Here is a 19757-nt window from a genome sequence, read left to right on the forward strand (position 1 = left end):
TCAGTCAAAAGTTTGCGTTGAAACCTCAGCCGGCTGACCTCTGCCCGTCCACGAACACATGCAGCTCGCCAGGTGCAAACGGCGTCCAGGTTTCGTTGGTGGTGAGCGGCGTGGTCACCACCACCGCCACGCGGTCAGTCGGCGTGGTGTGCTGGGCGAAGTCGATTTCCAGGTCTTCATCGGACAGCTGCGCAGTCACGAACGGATGCCGCCGCTCCACGTACCAGAGGTTCGTCGAGGCATGCGCCCACAGCGCCTGCCCGTTCGACAGCATGAAGTTGAAGGTGCCGTGGCTCGCGAGCTGCGGCGCCAGTTCGCGCAGGGTGAGCGTCAGCTCCTCGATGCTCGGCACGCCCGCATGCGATTTCGCCAACTCCTGCATCAGCCAGCAGAAGGCATGCTCGCTGTCGGTGTTGCCCACCGGGTGGAAGTTGCCATGCAAGCGCGGTCGAAAGTCCTTCAGGTCGCCGTTGTGGGCGAACACCCAGTAGCGGCCCCACAGCTCCCGCACGAACGGATGGCAGTTCTGCAGGTTGACCTCGCCCTGCGTGGCCTTGCGGATGTGCGCGATGACGTTGCGGCTCTGGATCGGGTAGCGCCGGATCAACTCCGCCACCGGCGATTCGCAGGCCGGCTGGTGATCGACGAAATGGCGCAGCCCGCGGTCTTCGAAGAACGCGATGCCCCAGCCGTCGGCGTGGTGGTCGGTGCGGCCACCGCGCTGCGCGAACCCCGTGAAGCTGAAGGTCACGTCGGTCGGCGTGTTGCAGTTCATCCCTAGCAATTGACACATGCAGGCGATTAGACCGCGATTCCCGCCGGTCCCCGCCCGCCGCACCGCTTACCCGACCATCGGGCTGCAGCTAGCGGATGAACTTGCCTTCCTTGGTCACGCGGACCATCTCGATGAAGCGCGAACCCGTGTTGCTGGCGCCGGTGAAGTCGATCTCCATGCCGCCGATGCGCAGCTTCATCGCCTTCAGCGCTGCGTGAAGCTTGGCGCGCGTCAGGTCGCGGCCGGTGCGGCGCAGGCCCTCGATCATCACGAGCGCGTTCACATACCCCTCGTAGCTCAGGTAGCCCAGGTCCACCTTGGCGCGCTCGGCCAGCTGGCGGAATTCGCGCGCGGTGGCGTCGACCTCGCTCCACGGGTACGGCACGATCTGCGAGATGGCCAGCCCGCTGGTCTTGTCGCCCACGAGCTTGGCGGTGACGTCGCCCGGCACGATCGACATGCCGTAGTACATCTGGCGTCCGCCCGCGGCCCAGGCCGCCTTCATCACCTCGCCGCCGATGCCGCCGCCCAAGTACATGATCACCGCCTGCGCCTTGCTCTCGGCGAGCGCCTTGCCGGATGCCTCATTGGTCGTGCCGTCGCCCTTGACCGCCACCGCTGCTTCCGGCTTCAGCTTGAGCGTGTCCAGCGCGGCTTCGACCAGCTTGGCGACTTCCGCGCCGCCGGGGTTGTCCAGATAGGCCACGGCGATGCGCGAAACGCCGATGGTCGTGAGGTGCTGCACCAGCGCCTGGGCTTCGCGCGCGAAAGTGGCGCGCACGAAATAACCGGCGCCGCCCATCTTCTCGCGGGCCGAATCCGACACCGCATAGCCGCCCACCGTCGGCGCGCCGCTCTGGTTCACGACCTTGGCGCCCGCGGCGGTGGTGCCAGAGCCCACGCAGCCGAAGAACGCGAAGACGCGGTGCTCGGCCAGCAGCTTCTCGTAGTTGGCGAGGGCCTTCTCGGGCTTGAGCTCGTCGTCGAGCGACACCACACGGATCTTGCGACCCGACAGTCCGCCCTGCGCATTGACCGCGTCGAAGGCCAGCCCGGCGCCGGCCATCACCACCTTGACCGGCACGCCGAGCGGGCCGCTCAGGATGCCGGTGTGGCCGAGGACGATCTCACCGTCGGTGACGCCGCTCTCGGCGGCATGGGCGGGAAAGGAAAGATGGCCGAGTCCGGCCGCTGCCGCAGCCGAGGCGGCAATGAAATTTCTGCGATGCATGGAACCGTTTCGTTATCAGATACAACTGATAACAATTGAAAGCGAAAGCGCCTTCCGGGTCCGCCGGTGTTTACCCCGTGTTGCGCGCCGTCCCGTCGGCCCGTTTCGGCCCTTCGCGCAGTTGCCATGCCGCGCAGATCGCCAGTGCGCACAGCCCCGCCAGCATCGCGAACACCTCGTCGAACGCAGCCAGCCGCGCCGGGCTGCTCACCGGATTGGCCAGCGAATCGCCGTGCGCGGCAAGACGCCACTCGAGCACGATCGCGCACAGGCTCACGCCGGCCGCGCCGCCGAGCATGCGCACGAAGTTGATCGCGCTCGCGCCCTGTGGAATCAGCGGCTTGGCGAGCGGCCGCATCGAACCCAGGTTGAGCGACGGCAGGATGAACCCCAGCCCGATGCGCCCGATGATCGCGAACGCCACCAGCAGCCACAGCGCGCTGTCGAGCCTGAGCACCATCATCAGCGCGAACGAAGCCGCCAGCAGCGCAAGGCCCACGGTCACCAGCACCCATGTCGGATGCCGATCGGCGAGCCGGCCCACGCCCGCGATGGTCACGGCCAGCACGATGCCCGCGGGCAGCAGGATGGTTCCGACGTGCGATGCCGACAGGCTCAGCCCCACCTGCATGTACACCGGCAGGAGGTAGGTCGAGCCGAACAGCGCCGTGCCGTAGATGAAGGCGACCACGCTGCCCATCGCGAACTGCCGGTACTGGAAGAGCGCGAGGTTCATCAGCGGTGTGCCGCCCGAGGCCGCGAGCCGGCGCTGCCACCACACGAAGGCGACGAAGGACACCAGCGCACCGGCCAGCAGCAGCGCAGCCTGCAACGGCGAATCGCCGCGCAGTTCGACCAGCCCGTTCAGGAGGCACAGCGTGCCGACCGTGCCCAGCGCGAGGCCGCGCGCGTCGAGCCCGCCGCCTCGCACGGCGGCCACGCCGCCGGGGGCCGTCTTGGGCACGAACTTGTAGGCCAGCCAGATCGAGGCCAGGCAGAACGGCACCACCATGAAGAAGATCGAGCGCCAGCCGAAAAGATCGACCAGCACCCCGCCGATGCTCGGCCCGATGGCCGGCGCCAGCACCACGCCCATGCCGAAGATGCCGCTCGCGCGCCCCTGCTCGTGCGGCTCGAAGGCGCGCAGGATGATGATGGCCGGAATGGGCTGCACCACGCCCGCCGCGAGCCCTTCGGCCACGCGCGCGAACAGCACCAGCGAGAAGTTGTTGGCCAGCCCGCCCGCGATGCCGCCCACGAGCAGCAGCAGCATCGTGCCCACGTAGGTGCGGCGGTAGCCGTAGCGCGACAGCAGCCACGGCGTGGTGAGCATCGAGACCGTCATCGCCACCATGAAGCCCGAGCTCACCCACTGCGCGCGCTCCTGGCCGAGCGAGAAGTGATGGCTCATGCCGGGGATCGCGACGTTGACGATGGTCGACGACATGATCGACGCCATCGTCCCCACCATCACCGACAGCAGCAGATACCAGCGGTAGCGCTCGCCATAGCGTTCGCGCAGGGTGCCCATGGAGGGCGGAGCCGGCGTGGGCGCGGCTTCGGTCGTGTGTGGGGATGTCATGGGGCGGCGGAATGTCTCGGGGTCCGTCGTCCTACAAGCATATCGGTGTTTGCGCGGCGAAGGTCGTGGCGGGCGGTCGCACAATGCAGCGGCTGTCCCCTCCGCGTCAAGCTCAAGAAGACAACCACATGGATTCCCCGATCAACGATCCCGTCAACGAACAAGCCGCGAACGGCGAGGCTGGCGCCGCGCCCACGCTCGCGACCGAACTCGCCGCTCCGACCGTGAGCCGCGCCTACCGCTGCCAATGCGGCCGCCCCGTGTTCCTGCGCAACAGCGAATGCCTGGCCTGCCACACGCCGCTCGGCTACGTGATCGACCGCCTCGGCGTCATGCCGCTGGCGTCGGCCGAAGGCGGCGGCGCGCTGCCCGACACCTTCACCGTGTTCGGCGATCCGCACGGCAAGACCTACCACCGTTGCGCGAACCTCATGACGCCGGCCGCCTGCAGCTGGATGGTGGCGGTGCCGCGCGAAGGCGAGACCATTCCCGCCGACACCCAGGGCCTCGCGCCCGGCTACTGCCTCGCGTGCAGCGTGACCCGCACCATTCCCGATCTCTCGGTGGAGAGCAACGGCGAGCTCTGGCGCAAGCTCGAGACGGCCAAGCGCCGGCTCGTCTCGCAACTGCTCGCGCTGGGCCTGCCGGTGGTGAGCCGGCATGCCGATCCGGTGCACGGCCTGGCTTTCGATTTCCTGAGCAACATGCCGGGCGGCCCGCACGTCATGACCGGTCATGAGCACGGCGTGATCACGCTCAATGCCGAGGAGGCCGAAGACGCGGTGCGCGAACGCATCCGCGCCGAGATGCGCGAGCCCTACCGCACGCTGCTGGGCCACTTCCGCCACGAGATCGGCCACTACTACTGGGACCTGCTGGTGCTGCCGACCCCGTGGATCGACGACTTCCGCGCGCTCTTCGGCGACGACCGCGCCGACTACGCCGCTGCGCTGCAGACGCACTACGAGCAGGGCCCGCCGCCCGACTGGGCCGACCGCTTCGTGAGCAGCTACGCGAGCACGCATCCGTGGGAAGACTGGGCCGAGACCTGGGCCCACTACCTGCACATGGCCGACACCGCGGACACCGCGATGAGCTTCGGCGTCGATGCGACCAACGTGGAACTGGCCACAGACCTCTTCACCACCGACGACCTCTGGCAGCCCGACCATCCCGATGCCGCGACCTTCCTCGATTTCATCAACGGCTGGGTGCTGCTGACCAATGTGCTCAACGAGCTGTCGCGCAGCATGGGGCAGCCCGACTACTACCCCTTCGTGCTGCCGCGCGCGGCGGTGGGCAAGCTGCAGTTCATCCACCGCGTGATCACCGAGCAGCGGTCCGGGTCGGCGCCGACGATGGTGGTGGCTGGCGATGTGGCGGCGGCCGAGCCGGTAGAGCCTGCACCCGAGCAGGTGCAGTCGCAATCGCAGTCCCAGTCGCAATCCCAGGACGGCGTTCAGTCCTGAGGCGGTGTTCCCGCGGCGCAGCGCGCGCAGATGCAGGCCAAGCCCCGCATCGACTCCGGCAGTTTGGCGAGTGGTGCGTTGCTGAAGTCGACCTGCATGCACCAGCAGGGCGGCTGCGCCTGGCCCGTCTCGCGTTCGATCTCCATCGCGCAGCGGTTCGACTCGCCGCACAGCGGGCAGCGCGTGGCGTCGATGACCGCGGCGGCAGTGGTCGTCATGCGAGTTCGAAGGCCGGCAGCTTCTTGGCCACCGCAACGTTCTGCAGCGTCACATACACCGGCAAGCCGTCGCGGTACGCAGGGTAGTCCTCGCCCTCGATCAGCGGCAGCAGGTAGCGCCGGCATTTCTCGGTGATGCCGTAACCGTCGTCCGAAATGAAATCGCGCGGCATCGGCTTCTCGACATTGGCCACCGATTCGAGCGGCGCGCTGCCGAGGGTGTACGCATAGGGCACGTCGGAGGTGCGTTCGATCGTCGGCATCACCGCATTGCGGCCTTCGAGCGCGAGCTCGACCGCGCGCTGCCCCAGTTCGTAGGCCTGCTTCACATCGGTGGCCGAGGCGATGTGCCGCGCGGCGCGCTGCAGGTAGTCGGCCACGGCCCAGTGGAACTTGTGGCCGTGCGCATCCTTGATCATCTGCGCCACCACCGGCGCGGCGCCGCCGAGCTGTGCATGGCCGAACGCATCGCGCGTGCCCTGTTCCGCGAGGAAGGTGCCGTCGGGGTAATGGCATCCCTCGGACACCACGACAGAGCAGTAGCCATGCTGCTTCACCAGTTCATCGACGCGCGCAAGAAAGCGCGGCTTGTCGAACTCGATCTCGGGAAACAGCACCACCACCGGAATGCCATGGTCCGCAACAAGCCCACCGGCCGCAGCGATCCATCCCGCATGCCGGCCCATCACCTCGAGCACGAACACCTTGGTCGAGGTGGCGGCCATCGAGCGCACATCGAACGAGGCTTCGAGCGTGGACACCGCCACATACTTCGCGACCGAGCCGAAGCCCGGGCAGCAGTCGGTCAGCGGCAGGTCGTTGTCGATGGTCTTGGGCACATGGATCGCCTGCAGCGGGTAGCCGAGCGATTGCGACAGCTGGCTCACCTTGAAGCAGGTGTCGGCCGAATCGCCGCCGCCGTTGTAGAAGAAATAGCCGATGCCGTGCGCCTTGAACACCTCGATGAGCCGCTCGTATTCGCGCCGGTTCTTCTCGAGCGACTTGAGCTTGTAGCGGCACGAGCCGAATGCGCCCGAAGGCGTGGAGCGCAGCGCCGCGATGGCTTCGGCCGATTCGGCGCCCGTGTCGATCAACTCTTCCGTCAGCGCGCCGATGATGCCGTTGCGTCCGGCGTAGAGCTTGCCGATGCGGTCGGGGTGTTTTCGTGCCGTCTCGATCACGCCGCAGGCCGACGCATTGATGACCGAGGTGACGCCGCCCGACTGGGCGTAGAAGGCGTTGAGGATGGGCATGCGGGCATTCTCCCGCAGCCCCATGACAGGCGCCAGTGGCTGGGTGTCAGGATGTCAGCGGCTCTCGAACTCGGGCGGCCGCTTCTGCAGGAACGCGCTCACGCCCTCGCGGAAGGTCGGGCGATCGATCAGCTCGCGCTGGCGTTCGCTTTCGTAGTGCAGCTGCTCCTTCAGCGTGTGGCGCTCGGAGGCCTCGAAGGCTTCGCGTGCCTCGATCACCGCGTGCGCGGGGAGGCGTGCGAGGCGCTGGGCGATCGCGCGTGCATCGTCCATCAGCTGCTCGTCGTCGGCGCAGGCCCAGATCAGGCCCCACTGCACCGCGCGGCCTGCGCTCAGCCGTTCGTCGAGCAGTGCCATGCCCATTGCGCGCGCCTTGCCGGCACGCCGCGGAATGGCCCAGGTGCAGCCCAGGTCCGGCACGATGCCGAGCTTTGGCAGGAAGGGCAGGTAGAAGTACGCGCTGCGTGCGGCGATCGTCACGTCGGCCGCGAGCGCGAGGCCCACGCCCGCACCGGCCGCCGGGCCGTTCACCGCAGCAACGACAGGAACAGGCAGCGTGCGCAGCGTCTCGATCAGCGGGTTGCTCAGCGACTGCATCCATTCGGCCGTCTGCGTGCCGAGCGACTTGCCTTCTTCGCCGGGCGCCATCGCGCTCAGGTCGGCGCCGACGCAGAAGGCCTTGCCCGCGCCCGTGAGGATCACGGCGCGCACCGCGCGGTCGTTGCGGATGCGTTCCAGCGCGTCGCGCAGTTCGACCTGCAGCCCGTGCGCGATGGGGTTCAGCTTGGCCGGCAGGTTCAGCGTGAGCGTCGCGATGCCGTCGGCCAGTTCGTAGAGGATCAGTGCTTGGGAGTCCATGGCATCGAGGTTCGATGCCGATGGCACCCCGGTCAAGCCGGGGACAACCCGTGGGGCCGAAGTCGCCAAGGCGACCACCCGCGCGCCGGCCGCGCAAGAGGCATTGCGGCGGGCTGCGCGTCGGACACGGTGATGCAGGACGAAGTCAGCGCCGACACCAGGATGCGCCGGTGCTCGGTGCCGTCGAAACGGTCGCCGGGCTCGAGCACGATGTCGCGCGGATCGCGGTCGAGCGTGACCCAGACCGTGCCGCTGCGGCATTCGATGCCCACGCCCGCGCCATCGGGCACGGAGAAGACGGCGCGGGTCGGCAGGCTGACGTGGAAGCGGGAGGCAGAAGAGGACAAGGAGGACGAAGAAGACGGGTGGGTGCTCATGGCAAGCTCCATTGCATTCGGGATACGAATGAATATAGTGAGTCGGTCCCCTCCTTACACGCGGTCATTCGGAACTCGTTGCATGCCTGTAGAGAATGCGAAAGCCCCCAGAACCCCGAGCGGCGAGCTCCCGCCGCTGGATTTGCTGCGCAGTTTCGAGGCCGCCGCGCGCCAGCTCAGCTTCACGCTGGCGGCCGGCGAGCTGCACCTCACGCAGTCGGCCGTGAGCCGGCAGATCCAGCAGCTCGAGGCCAGCCTGGGCGTGCTGCTGTTCGAGCGCCGCCATCGGGCGCTGTCGCTCACCGAGGCCGGCGGCGTGCTGCAACGCGCGGTCACCGACAGCCTGGAGCGGCTGCGCGACGCCACGGCGCGCGTGCGCGCCAGCGCCGCGCCGCGGCAGGTGGCGATCACCTGCACGCCGGGCTTCGCATCGCTCTGGCTCATTCCGAAACTGGCGCGCTTTACCGGCACGCATCCGCAGGTCGACGTGCGCCTGTCGGCCACGCTCGACGTGCTCGACCTGGACGTGAGCCGCCTCGATCTCGCGGTGCGCTTCGTGCCCATCGGCCGCGGTGTGGGCCCGGCGCTGTTCGAGGAATCGGTGATCCCGCTGTGCGCGCCGCAGGTCGCCGCGTCGCTGCGGGAGCTCTCCGACTTTTCCGGGCTCACGCTGCTCACCATCGAATACCCGGACCACAGCGAAGCCCCGACCGCCGACTGGGAGCCGTGGCTCAAGGTGATGGGGCTGGAAGACCTGCGCGTGAAGAGCACGCTGCGCTTCACGCAGTACGCCGATGCGGTGGCCGCCGCGGTGGCGGGGCAGGGCGTGGTGATCGGGCGCTTGCCGTTGCTGCGCGAGCTGGTGCGCGACGGCCGGCTCGTGGCGCCGCTCGGCGAGGGCGCCGCATCGCACCGCGGCTACTTCATCGAGATGTCGAAACGCGCCGCGGGCAACCGCGACGCGCAGGACTTCGCGCAGTGGCTGCGCGACGAAGCAGAGGCTGCGCAGCGCGCCTGAGGAAAGCTCGCTGCTTCGAAGGCGATCAGCCCGGCAGCAGCACCTTGTTCACGACGTGGATCACGCCGTTCGACTGGTACACGTTGGCGATCGTCACCGTGGCCGTGCCGCCCTTGGCATCGGTCACCAGCACGTTGCTGCCGCTCATCGTGGCCGTGAGCGTGCCGCCGCTCGCGGTCTTCAGCACGGCCTTGCCGCCGCCTGCGTTGATCGCGCTCATGAGCGCCGGGCCGTCCATCCTGCCGGGCACCACGTGGTAGGTCAGCACCTTGGTCAGCGTGGGCTTGTTCTCGGGCTTGAGCAGCGTGTCGACCGTGCCGGCCGGCAGCGCGGCGAAGGCGGCGTTGGTCGGTGCGAACACGGTGAACGGGCCCGGGCTCTTGAGCGTGCCGACCAGGTCCGCGGCCTTGACGGCGGCGACCAGCGTCGTGTGGTCCTTGGAGTTCACGGCGTTGTCGACGATGTCCTTGGTCGGGTACATCGCGGCGCCGCCGACCATCGGGTTCGACGACATGCCGGAGCCGCCGCTGCCGCTCATGCCCATGCCGCCCGCGCAAGCGCCGAGCAGGACCGAAACGCCGAGTGCGATCACGAGTTTTTTCATGGAAGTCTCCTGGAAAGAAATGGTTGTCGAGGTTCTCTGTGGAAACCGCCAACAGCTCGGAGGCGCGATGCGCTTGAGATCAATACGGCGGGTCGATGCAACTGGATTCAGCGTGCGGCATCGCGTCGGCTTTGCGCCACAGCCATGAAGCCGGCGCTTGCACATCGCGCATGTGCTCGACAGAATCCGCCCTTCGTTTTTCAGCAACAGTTTCTTTTCACCGCGCCTGGCGACCTGCTACCTCCCGGGCGACCAACCAATTCAATGAACCGTTTCCTGAACACCTGACCCGCACACCGACCGCCCCGGCCGGATGTGCATCCATGCATCCGCCGAGGCCTTGTCGACAAAGGCCCCGCGCAGCCATTCGCCGGGGCCTTTTTGTTTTTGGAGTGTGCGCACATGAGTGCTCAACGAAAGGCCCGCGACGACGAGAAGCGTCTGGGCCGGTTCTATTTTTCGGTGCCGTCCTCGGCACCTCGCAATCCCGTGGTGGCCGCGATGGCGCGCCGCGAATCCAGCCAGGGCGCGGGGCGCCACCTGCGCACGCATCGCGCGGAGCGGCGTGCGCAGAAGGTGGCGCTGCAGAAGGCTGCGCGCAGCGTGGGACGTGGGGGCGACGATGCGTGACGACATGGACAAGGTCATCGTCGAACGCCCGCGTCGCGGCGGCGGCTGGCAGGGTGATGCGCGCGCATGGCGTAACAGCAAGGAGGCCGGTTCGCACCTGGGCATGAAGCGCGGCTACCACCGCACGAAGTGGCTCAACGAGAACCTCGCGCCGCTCAAGCGCTGGCTGCACAAGCAGGTGCACCGGCCATGGGACAAGGTGTATGCGGAACTCTGCAGCGGCATCGACCGCCGCAGCACGGTGCAGGCGCACATCTTCGAGCACATCGACCAGTTCGTCGTGCGCGACGCGGTGATGCGCGATGGCGAGGTGTGGGTGAGCGCATCCTGGTGGGGGCGCGGCGGCCGCGCACCGCTCGAGGAAGCCTCGCATGTCGAGCTGTTCGTACACCCGCTCACCGGCATCCTGCTGCCCAACCGGCGGCTGCGCGAGGCGCGTGCGGCGCAACGGGCGCGCTATGGCAACTGGGCCGAGCAGAGCGGCGACAAACCCTATGCGGTCTATCACGTGATCGACGAGCGCACGCAATGGCACCGCGTCGACGGCTGCTGGTTCGAGATCACGCTCGCGAAGTTTCCCCAAAGGACTTGCGCGACGAAGCCGGAGGAGAAGTGCTACGACGTGCTGCGTCGTTGCCTCGTTACCCGCAGTGGCGCTGCACAGCGACCCGCACCTGGCATGCCCACCCATTGCGGCTTGTACGGACGCAACGATGTGTATGCAGTCGCCAAGCGGCAACTGGGCCGACGCGAAGTGCGGGCGCGTCTTGGCGACGACGCCTGAGTGATGTGTTCGCGGCCTTCCGCGCGCTCAGGACGCGCGTGCAGGCACCGGCGCACGCGGCAGCAAGGCGAACGCGAGCGTGCCCGCAGCCAGCATCCCCGCCACGGTCAGGAACACCGCGCGGAACGGCTCGACGCCATGGGCCACGCCCCACGACGCCGCCACGCCCGTCGTCCATTGCATGAGCGAGACCCCGAGGAACATCGCCATGTTCATCAACGCCATCGCGCGCCCCGTCATCGCCGCGGGGTAGCCGTTCTTGGTGTACGCGTACTGCAGCACGCTGTAGCCCGAGATGAGTCCGTAGACGATCGGCAGGCCGATATCGATCACGCGCGAATGCGTGAATGCCATCGCGCCGAACATCAGCGCGCCGGCCGAGGCGCAGCCCATCATCCAGCGCGTGCGTCGTGCGGGGCCCGGGTCGAGGCGGCCGAACAGCGCGGGGCTGATCATGCCGGTGACCGTCATCACCAGCGCCACGTTGCCGCTGGCGACGAGCGAGAGGCCGTGCCGCTCGTGCAGCACCGGCCCGAGCCAAAGGCCGCGCAGCGTGATGAAGGCCGCATACGACACGCAGGCAAAGCACAGCAGGCCCAGCGTGTGCGGCATCGCGAACAGCGGCAGCAGTTCGCGCACCGCCTTCCGCAGCGACTGGCGTTCGGCCGGCGCGGTCTGCGGCGCAAGGTCCACCGCACGAGCCGGCTCGCGCACGCGCCAGAGGATGACGATCCACGACAGCACCGCGAACGCGGCCAGCACCGTGTAGCCGGCACGCCATGACGCGGCCTCGATCAGCAGCGCGAGCGGCGTGCCGGTGAAGAGAATGCCCATCCCCGCGAGGCTCATCACCAGCCCCGACATCGCGGTGAAGCGCGAGGCATCGAAATGCCGCGCGATGAACACCGTGCACGCGAGGAACGCCGGCGCGCAGCCGACGCCGATCAACGCCTGCCCGACCAGCAGCATGTGAAAGCTCGACGCCACCGCGCACAACGCGGCGCCCGCGATGGCCAGCGGAAACGCAGTGAGCACCGTGCGCCGCACGCCGAACATGTCGATCGACACGCCCATCGCGAGCTGCATGATCCCGAACATGAAATGAAAGGTGCCCGCCCATGTGCCCAGTTGCTGGGGCGACAAGCCGAAGTGGCTGCTGAGCGGCGTGGCCATCATGGCGCCGACGGTGCGGAAGGCCTGGCTCAGCGCGAAGGCGCTGGCGAGTGCCACGAGCATGGCGGCCGCGGAGGTCGACCAGCGCGGCGGGGGCGGCGAGGCCGCGTTCGTGTTCATCGGGAGGGGAAGGCTGAAAGGAGAAGAAAGCGGCATGAATGCTAATGGCATGCCGCCCTCCATGCAGAACGGCGCCCGAAGGCGCCGCTCGTTCGCTCAAGCCCGGCGTGCCGGACGCACGCCGATCAAGCCTCGCCCTTGACCTTCAAACGCCATGCATGCAGCAGCGGCTCGGTGTAGCCGCTCGGCTGCTCGATGCCCTTGAACACCAGGTCCTGCGCCGCCTTGTATGCGGCCGACGTCGCGAAGTTGCCGGCCATCGGCTGGTAGAGCGCGTCGCCCGCGTTCTGCTCGTCGACCACCTTGGCCATGCGCTGGAAGGTCTCGTCGACCTGCGCCTTGGTCACCACGCCGTGCAGCAGCCAGTTGGCGATGTGCTGGCTCGAGATGCGCAGCGTTGCGCGGTCTTCCATGAGGCCCACGTTGTGGATGTCGGGCACCTTGGAGCAGCCCACGCCCTGGTCGATCCAGCGCACCACGTAGCCGAGGATGCCCTGCACGTTGTTGTCGATTTCCTGTTGGCGCTCTTCGGCCGTCCACTTGGCTTCGGCCGCGATCGGCACCTGCAGCAGCGCGTTGAGGATGTTGTCGCGCTCGCCGTCGGCATCGATCTTCTCCAGCTCCTGCTGCACTGCCGTCACGCTCACCTGGTGGTAGTGCAGCGCATGCAGCGTGGCGGCGGTGGGCGAGGGCACCCAGGCGGTGTTGGCGCCGGCCTTGGGGTGGCCGATCTTCTGCTCGAGCATCGCGGCCATCAGGTCGGGCATGGCCCACATGCCCTTGCCGATCTGCGCCTTGCCGCGCAGGCCGCACGAGAGGCCGACCAGCACGTTGTTCTTTTCGTAGGCACCGATCCACGCGCTGGACTTCATGTCGCCCTTGCGGATCATCGGGCCGCCCTGCATGGCGGTGTGCATCTCGTCGCCGGTGCGGTCCAGGAACCCGGTGTTGATGAAGGCTACGCGCGCGGCCGCTTCGGCGATGCAGGCCTTCAGGTTCACGCTGGTGCGGCGTTCCTCGTCCATGATGCCGAGCTTCACCGTGTTGGCGGAGAGGCCGAGCAGTTGCTCGACGCGGCCGAACAGCTCGCTCGCGAAGGCCACTTCGGCCGGGCCGTGCATCTTGGGCTTGACGATGTAGATGCTGCCGGTGCGCGAGTTGCCCTTGCGCTTGAGGTCGATGGTGGCGATGGTGGTGGTCACCACGGCATCGAGGATGCCTTCCGGAATCTCCTTGCCGCCGGCGTACAGGATCGCAGGGTTGGTCATCAGGTGGCCGACGTTGCGCAGGAACATGAGCGAGCGGCCGTGCAGCTTCACGGGCTGGCCGTCGGCGCCGGTGTATTCGCGATCGGCATTCAGGCCGCGCGTGAAGGTCTTGCCGCCCTTGGCGACTTCTTCCGTCAGCGTGCCTTCGACGATGCCGAGCCAGTTCGAATATGCGACCACCTTGTCGGCCGCGTCGACCACGGCCACCGAGTCTTCGAGGTCCAGGATGGTCGAGAGCGCGGCTTCGAGCACCAGGTCGCTCACGCCGGCCGCATCGCTCTTGCCGATGGCAGTGCTGCGGTCGATGCGGATATCGAGGTGGATGCCGTTGTGCTTGAGCAGCACGGACGACGGGGCCGACGCATCGCCCTGGTAGCCGATGAACTGCGCGGGGTCGGCCAGCCCGGTGCTGCTGCTCTGCAGCGCGACGACAAGCTTGCCGTCCTTCACGCTGTAGCCGGTCGCCATCTTGTGCGAGCCGTTGGCGAGCGGCGCGGCCTGGTCGAGCACGTTGCGTGCGAACTCGATGACCTTGGCGCCGCGCACGGGGTTGTAGCCCTTGCCCTTCTCGGCACCGCCGGTTTCAGGGATCGCGTCGGTGCCGTACAGCGCGTCGTACAGCGAGCCCCAGCGCGCGTTGGCGGCGTTGAGCGCGTAGCGCGCGTTCAGGATCGGTACCACCAGCTGCGGGCCGGCCTGCAGTGCGAGCTCGGAGTCGACGTTGGCGGTCGTGGCCTTCGCGCCCTTGGGCTGCGGCAGCAGGTAGCCGATCTTTTCCAGGAAGGCGCGGTAGGCCGGCATGTCGGCGATCGGGCCGGGGTTCTTCTTGTGCCAGGCGTCGAGCTCGCTCTGCAGGCGGTCGCGCTCGGCGAGCAGCGCGATGTTCTTCGGCGCGAGGTCGCTCACGATGGCGTCGAAGCCCTTCCAGAAGACGTCGCTCGCCACGCCGGTGGCGGGCAGGACCTTTTCTTCGATGAAACGGTGGAGCTCGGTCGCAACCTGGAGTCCGTGGGCGGTGGTGCGGGCGGTCATGTTTTCTCTCCTGGAAATCGAAATGCGGCGGAATACGGAATCTAAAGACGTGGGTGTCGCAATGACGTAGGTCAACTTTATTCGATACTTTACGAGGGAGTAAGAGCCGAAAGTGAGATTTATCAATGACAAAAATGAAGGTAATGGCTGCGCGACGCCGCTTTTCGCTCAAAGGGTAGGCACTGATAGAGGCGCCGCGGGCACCGGATATATTTAACTTCTTAAATAATCCCGACCGCGTCGAAATGATCCTCCTGGCTTCCAACGAAAACCCGCTCGGCATGCCCGAGTCGGCCCGCCGCGCCGCCGCTGCCGCCCTCGAAGGCGCGGGCAACTACCCCGACAGCAACGGCACCGCGCTCAAGAATGCACTGGCCGCCCGGCTCGACGTGTCGCCGGAGTGGCTCACGCTGGGCAGCGGATCGAGCGAAATCCTCGAACTCGCCGCACAGGTGAGCCTGAAGCCGGGCGAGAACGTCGTTTATTCGCAGTACGGCTTCATCGTCTACGCGCAGGCCACGGCGCATGCGCACGCACGCGCCACCGTCGTGCCCTCGCAAGATTTCGGCCACGACCTCGACGCGATGCGCGCCGCCATCGGCGACGACACGAAGCTGGTGTTCGTCGCCAACCCGAACAACCCGACCGGCACCTTTATCGATGCTGCGCCGCTGCTGGCCTTCCTGCAATCGGTGCCCGCGCATGTGACGGTGCTGCTCGACGAGGCCTACACCGAGTACCTCTCGCCCACGCAGCGCTACGACAGCATCGAGTGGGTGCGGCGCCTGCCGAACCTGATCGTGGCGCGCACCTTCTCCAAGGCTTTCGGCCTGGCCGGGATGCGCATCGGCTACGGCGTGTCGCAGCCGCCGCTGACGTCGCGCATGAACGCGCAGCGCCCGCGCTTCAACGTGACGACGCCGGCCCAGGCCGCGGCGGTGGCCGCGCTCGGCGATGCGGATTTCCTCGCGCGCACCTACGAGCTCAACACCGCTGGACGCGACCAGCTCGCCGCGGGCTTCACCGAACTGGGCCTCACGTTCATCCCTTCGTCGGGCAACTTCCTGATGGTGCAGGTGGGCGATGCGCAAGCCGTGCATGCGCGCCTCTTGGCCGCCGGCATCGAGGTCTCGCTGCTCGGCCCCTACGGCCTGCCGCAGTGGCTGCGCGTGAGCGTCGGCCTGCCCGAACAGAACAAGGCCCTGATCGCCGCGCTGCGTTGAGCTGCGCTGAGCGCCGTCCCCATTCCAACCACGACCCCGAGGAGACAGAAGCATGAAACGCCGCCAGTTCGCAGCGCAGGCCGCTGCCGTCATTGCAGTCACGGCCACCGCGCCGATGGCCTTCGCGCAGGAGCGCACCACGCGCATCCTGGTCGGGTTTCCGCCGGGCGGGTCGGCGGACGTGGTGGCGCGCCTCCTGGCCGACAAGATGCGCGTCTCGCTCGGGCAGAACGTCATCATCGACAACAAGCCCGGCGCGGCGGGGCGCCTTGCGCTGGGCGAACTCAAGCGCTCGCCGCCGGACGGCAGCGTGCTGGTCTTCTCGCCGAGCGGCGCGATGGTGATCCACCCGTGGCTCTATTCGAACCTCGGCTACGACCCGGCGAAGGACTTCACGCCGATCTCGCTCGCCAGCACCTTCGACTTCGCGGTGACGGCCGGGCCGGGCGCGCCGCCCGGCGATATCAAGACGGTGCTGGCGTGGATGAAGGCCAACCCCGCCAAGGCCAACTACGCGACCTCGGGCGCGGGCACGGTGCCGCATTTCGCCGGCCAGCTGCTGGCGCAGGCGGCGGGCGTGCCGATGACGCACGTCGCCTACCGCGGCGGCGCGCCGGCAGCGCAGGACCTGATCGGCGGGCAGGTGCCGCTGATGGTCGACACCGCTTCGGAAACCATTGAGCACCACCGCGCCGGCAAGGTGCGCATCCTCGCGGTGACGGGCGAGCAGCGCAGCCGCGCGCTGCCCGATGTGCCGACGCTGAAGGAGGCCGGCATCAACGTGACGGCCGATGCGTTCTTCGGGCTCTACGGCCCGCCGGGCATGTCGCCCGAAGTGGTCGCGCGGATCGACAAGGCCGTGGCCGATGCGCTGCGCATGCCCGATGTGCAGGACAGGATCTACGCGCTGGGGCTCGTGCCGGCACATGCGGGGCCGGCTGAACTGGCGGCCATTCAGGCGGCGCATCTGAAGCGCTGGGAAATGCCGATCAAGAACTCGGGCTTCAAAGCCGAGTCCTGAAGGACCCCGAATTTCTCCCTCCCCTTCCGGGGGAGGGCGGGGGTGGGGGCACGACGGCCTCCGCAAAAACACCGCGCCCGATCGAAGGCCGCGCGCCCCCATCCCAGCCTTCCCCCGGGAGGGGAAGGAGCAAGACCCTCAGGTCACACCTGGCCGCTGAGTTCCTTCGCTGCCGCACGCACGGGCTCGATGTAGCCCTCGTCGTAGCGGTGCGTCGGCATCGTCAGCGTGACCGCCGCGGCGAGGCTGCCGTCCGCATGGAACACCGGCGCCGAGATGCCCGCGAGTTCGGCGGTGCGGTCGCCCACCAGCGCACAGAAGCCCTGCGAGCGGATCGCGTCGTAGAGCTTGCGTTCCTTCGCGCCGCGCGGCCGCTCGGCCTCGGGCCCGAAGGCGATCAGCACGCGCGCACCGGCGCCGCGGTCGTTGGGCAACAAGTCGCCCGCGCGCACGTGGTCGCGCACCACATGCGACGAATCGATGCGGAACTGGCACAGGCGCACCCAGCTCTCGCCCTGTTCCTGCCGCACGTGGTACGCCGCGCTTTCGCCGGTGGCGGCGACCAGCACACGCAGCACCGGCAGCACGATGCGGTCGAGCGACTGCGATGCGGCGTACAGGCCATGCAGCCGCGCGATCTCCATGCCCAGCGCGTAGCGGCCGTCGTCCTGCCGGCGGACGAGCCGCGCATGTTCGAGCGATGCCAGCAGCCGCAGCACCGTGCTCTTGTAGAGCTGCGTGCGCTCGGCGAACTGCGCGAGCGACAGCGCCTCGTCACCCGCCCGAAACGCCGACAGCAAGCTCAGCGCGCGATCGACCGCGGCAGCACCGCCGGGGGCGGCATTGAGGTCGGAAACCGATTCGGTCTGGGCTTTGCGGGGCATGGGCGTGACTTGACAGGGAAAGTCGATCGGCGGTCTAATTCTGTTTAACGGAATCTAGTTCTGTCTAATAGAACTGTCAAGCGATCTGCCACGGATCGCTCCAAGGAGACGAAGTCGATGACACCCCCCGATGTCCTCATCAGCGAGGTCGGCCCGCGCGACGGCCTGCAATCGGTCAAGGCCACCATGCCCACGGCCGACAAACTGCGCTGGATCGACGCGCTCTACGCCGCCGGCGTGCGCGAGATCGAAGTCGCCTCGTTCGTGCCCGCGAAGCTGCTGCCCCAGATGGCCGACGCCGCCGACGTGGTGCGCCACGCGATCACGCTGCCCGGCCTCACCGTGATGGCGCTGGTGCCCAACCGCAAGGGCGCGCAGGCCGCGCTCGAAGCGGGCGTGCACAAACTCACGATGCCGGTTTCGGCGAGCGTGGCGCATTCGCTGGCCAACGTGCGCAAGACCCCCACCGAAATGGTCGAGGAGGTGCGCGCCATCTCCGACCTGCGCCGCGCGATCGCGCCGCAGGTGAAGCTCGAAGCCGGCATCTCCACCGCGTTCGGCTGCACGCTGCAGGGGTTGGTGCCCGAAGACGACGTGATCCGTCTCGCCGCGCAGTGCATCGAGGCCGGTGCTGACGAATCGGGGCTTTCCGACACCGTCGGCTACGCCAATCCCGCGCAGGTGCGCCGTCTCTTCAAGCGCCTGCGCGCGGAACTCGGCACGCACGCCGGCGCGGCCCACATGCACAACACGCGCGGCCTCGGCATCGCGAACTGCCTGGCCGCGTGGGACGAGGGCGTGCGCACCTTCGATGCCTCGCTCGGCGGCCTCGGCGGCTGCCCCTACGCGCCCGGCGCCTCAGGCAACGCGGTGACCGAAGACCTCGTCTTCATGTTCGAAGCCATGGGCGTTCGCACCGGCATCGACATCGAGAAACTCATCGCGGCGCGCGCGCCGCTCATGGCCGGCCTGCCCGGCGAACCAGTCTACGGCATGACGCCCGAAGCTGGTTTGCCCAAGGGTTTTGTCCAGGAACACAACGCACATGTCTGAAGCCAATCCACTCCCTTACGCAGGCGTTCGCGTCGTCGAGTTCACCCACATGGTCATGGGCCCGACCTGCGGCCTGCTGCTGGCCGACCTCGGCGCCGAGGTCATCAAGGTCGAGCCCATCGAGGGCGACAACACGCGCCGCCTGCTCGGTTCGGGCTCGGGGTTCTTTCCGACCTTCAACCGCAACAAGAAAAGCATCGCGCTCGACCTGAAGCAGCCCGAAGGCGTCGAGGCCGCGCTGCGCCTGATTGCCACGGCCGACATCGTGAGCGAGAACTTCAAGCCCGGCACGATGAAAAAGCTGGGGCTCGACTACGACACGCTGTCCAAGCTCAACCCGCGGCTCATCTACGTGAGCCACAAGGGCTTCCTGCCCGGCCCGTACGACCATCGCACTGCCCTCGACGAAGTGGTGCAGATGATGGGCGGCCTCGCCTACATGACCGGCCGCTCGGGCGATCCGCTGCGCGCGGGCACCAGCGTGAACGACATCATGGGCGGCATGTTCGGCGCCATCGGCGCGATGGCCGCGCTGCGCCAGCGCGACGCCACGGGCAAGGGCTGTGAGGTGCAGTCCGCGCTGTTCGAGAACAACGTGTTCCTCGTCGCGCAGCACATGATGCAGTTCGCCGCCACCGGCAAGGCCGCGGACCCGATGCCCAGCCGCATCTCTGCCTGGGCCGTATACGACGTCTTCACCGTGAAAGACGGCGAGCAGATCTTCCTCGCGGCCGTCAGCGACAAGCAATGGGCCATCTTCTGCAAGGCCTTCGGCCTCGAAGACATGCTGGCCGACCCGCGCCTGAAGACCAACAACGACCGCGTGCGCGCGCGCGAATGGATGATGCCGATCCTGCGCTCGCACCTGGCGGAGCGCAGCGCGGCCGAACTCGCTGCCGTGTTCGAGCAGAACGAGCTGCCCTTCGCGCCCATCACCAAGCCGCAGGAGCTGTTCGACGATCCGCACCTGAACGCCACCGGCGGCCTTGCGCCCGTGCGCATGAACGACGGTCACATGGCCAAGGTGCCGCTCGCACCGTTCACGCTGGGCGGCCAGCGCCCCGGCATCCGGCTGCAGCCGCCGCACATCGGCGAGCACAGCAACGAGTTGCTGAAAGAAGTGGGCTACAGCGACGAAGAGATCGCGGCCCTCAAGTCACACCACATCACCCTCGGAGACTGAC

At 67.9% G+C, this 19757-nt stretch carries 19 protein-coding genes; 8 read left to right on the top strand and 11 right to left on the bottom strand.

The annotated features are described in order from the left end of the window. Positions 1-25: 25 nt before the first annotated feature. The 3 genes from GNX71_RS02560 to GNX71_RS02570 form a co-directional block, all read right to left on the bottom strand. Positions 26-793 carry a class II glutamine amidotransferase gene (locus GNX71_RS02560; protein WP_206176873.1) on the bottom strand — a complete coding sequence of 256 codons (768 nt, stop codon included), beginning with the start codon at positions 791-793 and terminating at the stop codon, positions 26-28. Between the two features lie 70 nt (positions 794-863). Continuing rightward, entirely contained in the window at positions 864-2006 is a 1143-nt protein-coding gene (locus GNX71_RS02565) for an ABC transporter substrate-binding protein (RefSeq protein WP_206176874.1), read from the bottom strand. Between the two features lie 70 nt (positions 2007-2076). After that, entirely contained in the window at positions 2077-3588 is a 1512-nt protein-coding gene (locus GNX71_RS02570; RefSeq protein WP_206176875.1) for a DHA2 family efflux MFS transporter permease subunit, read from the bottom strand. Between the two features lie 128 nt (positions 3589-3716). On the opposite strand from GNX71_RS02570, the gene GNX71_RS02575 reads away from it, so the two are divergent. Further along, the gene (locus tag GNX71_RS02575; RefSeq protein ID WP_206176876.1) at positions 3717-5057 is read left to right on the top strand and encodes a putative zinc-binding metallopeptidase; all 1341 of its coding nucleotides are present in this window, start codon (positions 3717-3719) and stop codon (positions 5055-5057) included. On the opposite strand, the gene GNX71_RS02580 is transcribed toward GNX71_RS02575, so the two are convergent. From GNX71_RS02580 to GNX71_RS02595, 4 genes are read right to left on the bottom strand one after another with little or no spacing between them, the layout of a single operon-like run. Beyond that, positions 5048-5275 carry a cysteine-rich CWC family protein gene (locus GNX71_RS02580; protein ID WP_206176877.1) on the bottom strand — a complete coding sequence of 76 codons (228 nt, stop codon included), beginning with the start codon at positions 5273-5275 and terminating at the stop codon, positions 5048-5050. The genes GNX71_RS02575 and GNX71_RS02580 overlap by 10 nt on opposite strands. Next, a complete protein-coding gene (locus tag GNX71_RS02585) occupies positions 5272-6528 on the bottom strand; it encodes a 6-phosphofructokinase (RefSeq protein ID WP_206176878.1) in 1257 nt (418 codons plus the stop codon). The genes GNX71_RS02580 and GNX71_RS02585 overlap by 4 nt, the downstream gene beginning before the upstream one ends. Positions 6529-6582: 54 nt before the next feature. Beyond that, positions 6583-7386, bottom strand: a complete 804-nt coding sequence (locus tag GNX71_RS02590; protein ID WP_206176879.1) for an enoyl-CoA hydratase-related protein — start codon at positions 7384-7386, stop codon at positions 6583-6585. Positions 7387-7418: 32 nt separating this feature from the next. Continuing rightward, positions 7419-7763 (bottom strand): DUF2917 domain-containing protein, encoded by a 345-nt coding sequence (locus GNX71_RS02595; RefSeq protein ID WP_206176880.1) that lies wholly within the window; start codon positions 7761-7763, stop codon positions 7419-7421. 82 nt (positions 7764-7845) lie between these two features. Between GNX71_RS02595 and GNX71_RS02600 the strand changes: the two genes are divergently transcribed. Then, on the top strand, positions 7846-8781 hold the full coding sequence (locus GNX71_RS02600) for a LysR substrate-binding domain-containing protein (RefSeq protein WP_206176881.1): 936 nt from the start codon (positions 7846-7848) through the stop codon (positions 8779-8781). 25 nt (positions 8782-8806) lie between these two features. On the opposite strand, the gene GNX71_RS02605 is transcribed toward GNX71_RS02600, so the two are convergent. Next, the gene (locus tag GNX71_RS02605; protein WP_241027296.1) at positions 8807-9325 is read right to left on the bottom strand and encodes a fasciclin domain-containing protein; all 519 of its coding nucleotides are present in this window, start codon (positions 9323-9325) and stop codon (positions 8807-8809) included. Positions 9326-9787: 462 nt separating this feature from the next. Between GNX71_RS02605 and GNX71_RS02610 the strand changes: the two genes are divergently transcribed. Both GNX71_RS02610 and GNX71_RS02615 read left to right on the top strand, forming a co-directional pair. Beyond that, on the top strand, positions 9788-10015 hold the full coding sequence (locus GNX71_RS02610; RefSeq protein WP_206176883.1) for a hypothetical protein: 228 nt from the start codon (positions 9788-9790) through the stop codon (positions 10013-10015). A gap of 4 nt (positions 10016-10019) precedes the next feature. After that, entirely contained in the window at positions 10020-10799 is a 780-nt protein-coding gene (locus GNX71_RS02615) for a hypothetical protein (protein WP_241027141.1), read from the top strand. A 27-nt stretch (positions 10800-10826) separates the two neighbouring features. Here the strand turns inward: GNX71_RS02615 and GNX71_RS02620 are convergent, their stop codons facing one another. After that, entirely contained in the window at positions 10827-12092 is a 1266-nt protein-coding gene (locus GNX71_RS02620) for an MFS transporter (RefSeq protein ID WP_206176885.1), read from the bottom strand. A 125-nt stretch (positions 12093-12217) separates the two neighbouring features. Next, on the bottom strand, positions 12218-14392 hold the full coding sequence (locus tag GNX71_RS02625) for a malate synthase G (RefSeq protein WP_206176886.1): 2175 nt from the start codon (positions 14390-14392) through the stop codon (positions 12218-12220). Positions 14393-14637: 245 nt separating this feature from the next. Between GNX71_RS02625 and hisC the strand changes: the two genes are divergently transcribed. Then, a complete protein-coding gene (gene hisC, locus GNX71_RS02630; RefSeq protein ID WP_206176887.1) occupies positions 14638-15615 on the top strand; it encodes a histidinol-phosphate transaminase in 978 nt (325 codons plus the stop codon). Positions 15616-15667: 52 nt separating this feature from the next. Then, on the top strand, positions 15668-16636 hold the full coding sequence (locus GNX71_RS02635) for a Bug family tripartite tricarboxylate transporter substrate binding protein (protein WP_206176888.1): 969 nt from the start codon (positions 15668-15670) through the stop codon (positions 16634-16636). A gap of 143 nt (positions 16637-16779) precedes the next feature. Here the strand turns inward: GNX71_RS02635 and GNX71_RS02640 are convergent, their stop codons facing one another. Beyond that, complete coding sequence (locus GNX71_RS02640; RefSeq protein ID WP_206176889.1) at positions 16780-17520, bottom strand: IclR family transcriptional regulator; 741 nt, start codon at positions 17518-17520, stop codon at positions 16780-16782. A gap of 117 nt (positions 17521-17637) precedes the next feature. Here GNX71_RS02640 and GNX71_RS02645 point away from each other — a divergent pair, with 117 nt between their 5' ends. Together GNX71_RS02645 and GNX71_RS02650 are read left to right on the top strand one after the other, a co-directional pair. Then, entirely contained in the window at positions 17638-18573 is a 936-nt protein-coding gene (locus GNX71_RS02645; protein WP_206176890.1) for a hydroxymethylglutaryl-CoA lyase, read from the top strand. Then, positions 18566-19756, top strand: a complete 1191-nt coding sequence (locus GNX71_RS02650; protein ID WP_206176891.1) for a CaiB/BaiF CoA-transferase family protein — start codon at positions 18566-18568, stop codon at positions 19754-19756. The genes GNX71_RS02645 and GNX71_RS02650 overlap by 8 nt, the downstream gene beginning before the upstream one ends. The last annotated feature ends 1 nt before the right edge of the window (position 19757 follow it).

It is taken from the genome of Variovorax sp. RKNM96 (assembly GCF_017161115.1).
Lineage (GTDB): Bacteria > Pseudomonadota > Gammaproteobacteria > Burkholderiales > Burkholderiaceae_C > Variovorax.

What these genes read in the sequence shown, in the direction of transcription:
- GNX71_RS02560 (WP_206176873.1), bottom strand. Translation starts at nt 793, where the DNA reads ATGTGTCAATTGCTAGGGATGAACTGCAACACGCCGACCGACGTGACC.
- GNX71_RS02565 (WP_206176874.1), bottom strand. Translation starts at nt 2,006, where the DNA reads ATGCATCGCAGAAATTTCATTGCCGCCTCGGCTGCGGCAGCGGCCGGA.
- GNX71_RS02570 (WP_206176875.1), bottom strand. Translation starts at nt 3,588, where the DNA reads ATGACATCCCCACACACGACCGAAGCCGCGCCCACGCCGGCTCCGCCC.
- GNX71_RS02575 (WP_206176876.1), top strand. Translation starts at nt 3,717, where the DNA reads ATGGATTCCCCGATCAACGATCCCGTCAACGAACAAGCCGCGAACGGC.
- GNX71_RS02580 (WP_206176877.1), bottom strand. Translation starts at nt 5,275, where the DNA reads ATGACGACCACTGCCGCCGCGGTCATCGACGCCACGCGCTGCCCGCTG.
- GNX71_RS02585 (WP_206176878.1), bottom strand. Translation starts at nt 6,528, where the DNA reads ATGCCCATCCTCAACGCCTTCTACGCCCAGTCGGGCGGCGTCACCTCG.
- GNX71_RS02590 (WP_206176879.1), bottom strand. Translation starts at nt 7,386, where the DNA reads ATGGACTCCCAAGCACTGATCCTCTACGAACTGGCCGACGGCATCGCG.
- GNX71_RS02595 (WP_206176880.1), bottom strand. Translation starts at nt 7,763, where the DNA reads ATGAGCACCCACCCGTCTTCTTCGTCCTCCTTGTCCTCTTCTGCCTCC.
- GNX71_RS02600 (WP_206176881.1), top strand. Translation starts at nt 7,846, where the DNA reads ATGCCTGTAGAGAATGCGAAAGCCCCCAGAACCCCGAGCGGCGAGCTC.
- GNX71_RS02605 (WP_241027296.1), bottom strand. Translation starts at nt 9,325, where the DNA reads ATGGGCATGAGCGGCAGCGGCGGCTCCGGCATGTCGTCGAACCCGATG.
- GNX71_RS02610 (WP_206176883.1), top strand. Translation starts at nt 9,788, where the DNA reads ATGAGTGCTCAACGAAAGGCCCGCGACGACGAGAAGCGTCTGGGCCGG.
- GNX71_RS02615 (WP_241027141.1), top strand. Translation starts at nt 10,020, where the DNA reads ATGGACAAGGTCATCGTCGAACGCCCGCGTCGCGGCGGCGGCTGGCAG.
- GNX71_RS02620 (WP_206176885.1), bottom strand. Translation starts at nt 12,092, where the DNA reads ATGAACACGAACGCGGCCTCGCCGCCCCCGCCGCGCTGGTCGACCTCC.
- GNX71_RS02625 (WP_206176886.1), bottom strand. Translation starts at nt 14,392, where the DNA reads ATGACCGCCCGCACCACCGCCCACGGACTCCAGGTTGCGACCGAGCTC.
- hisC (WP_206176887.1), top strand. Translation starts at nt 14,638, where the DNA reads ATGATCCTCCTGGCTTCCAACGAAAACCCGCTCGGCATGCCCGAGTCG.
- GNX71_RS02635 (WP_206176888.1), top strand. Translation starts at nt 15,668, where the DNA reads ATGAAACGCCGCCAGTTCGCAGCGCAGGCCGCTGCCGTCATTGCAGTC.
- GNX71_RS02640 (WP_206176889.1), bottom strand. Translation starts at nt 17,520, where the DNA reads ATGCCCCGCAAAGCCCAGACCGAATCGGTTTCCGACCTCAATGCCGCC.
- GNX71_RS02645 (WP_206176890.1), top strand. Translation starts at nt 17,638, where the DNA reads ATGACACCCCCCGATGTCCTCATCAGCGAGGTCGGCCCGCGCGACGGC.
- GNX71_RS02650 (WP_206176891.1), top strand. Translation starts at nt 18,566, where the DNA reads ATGTCTGAAGCCAATCCACTCCCTTACGCAGGCGTTCGCGTCGTCGAG.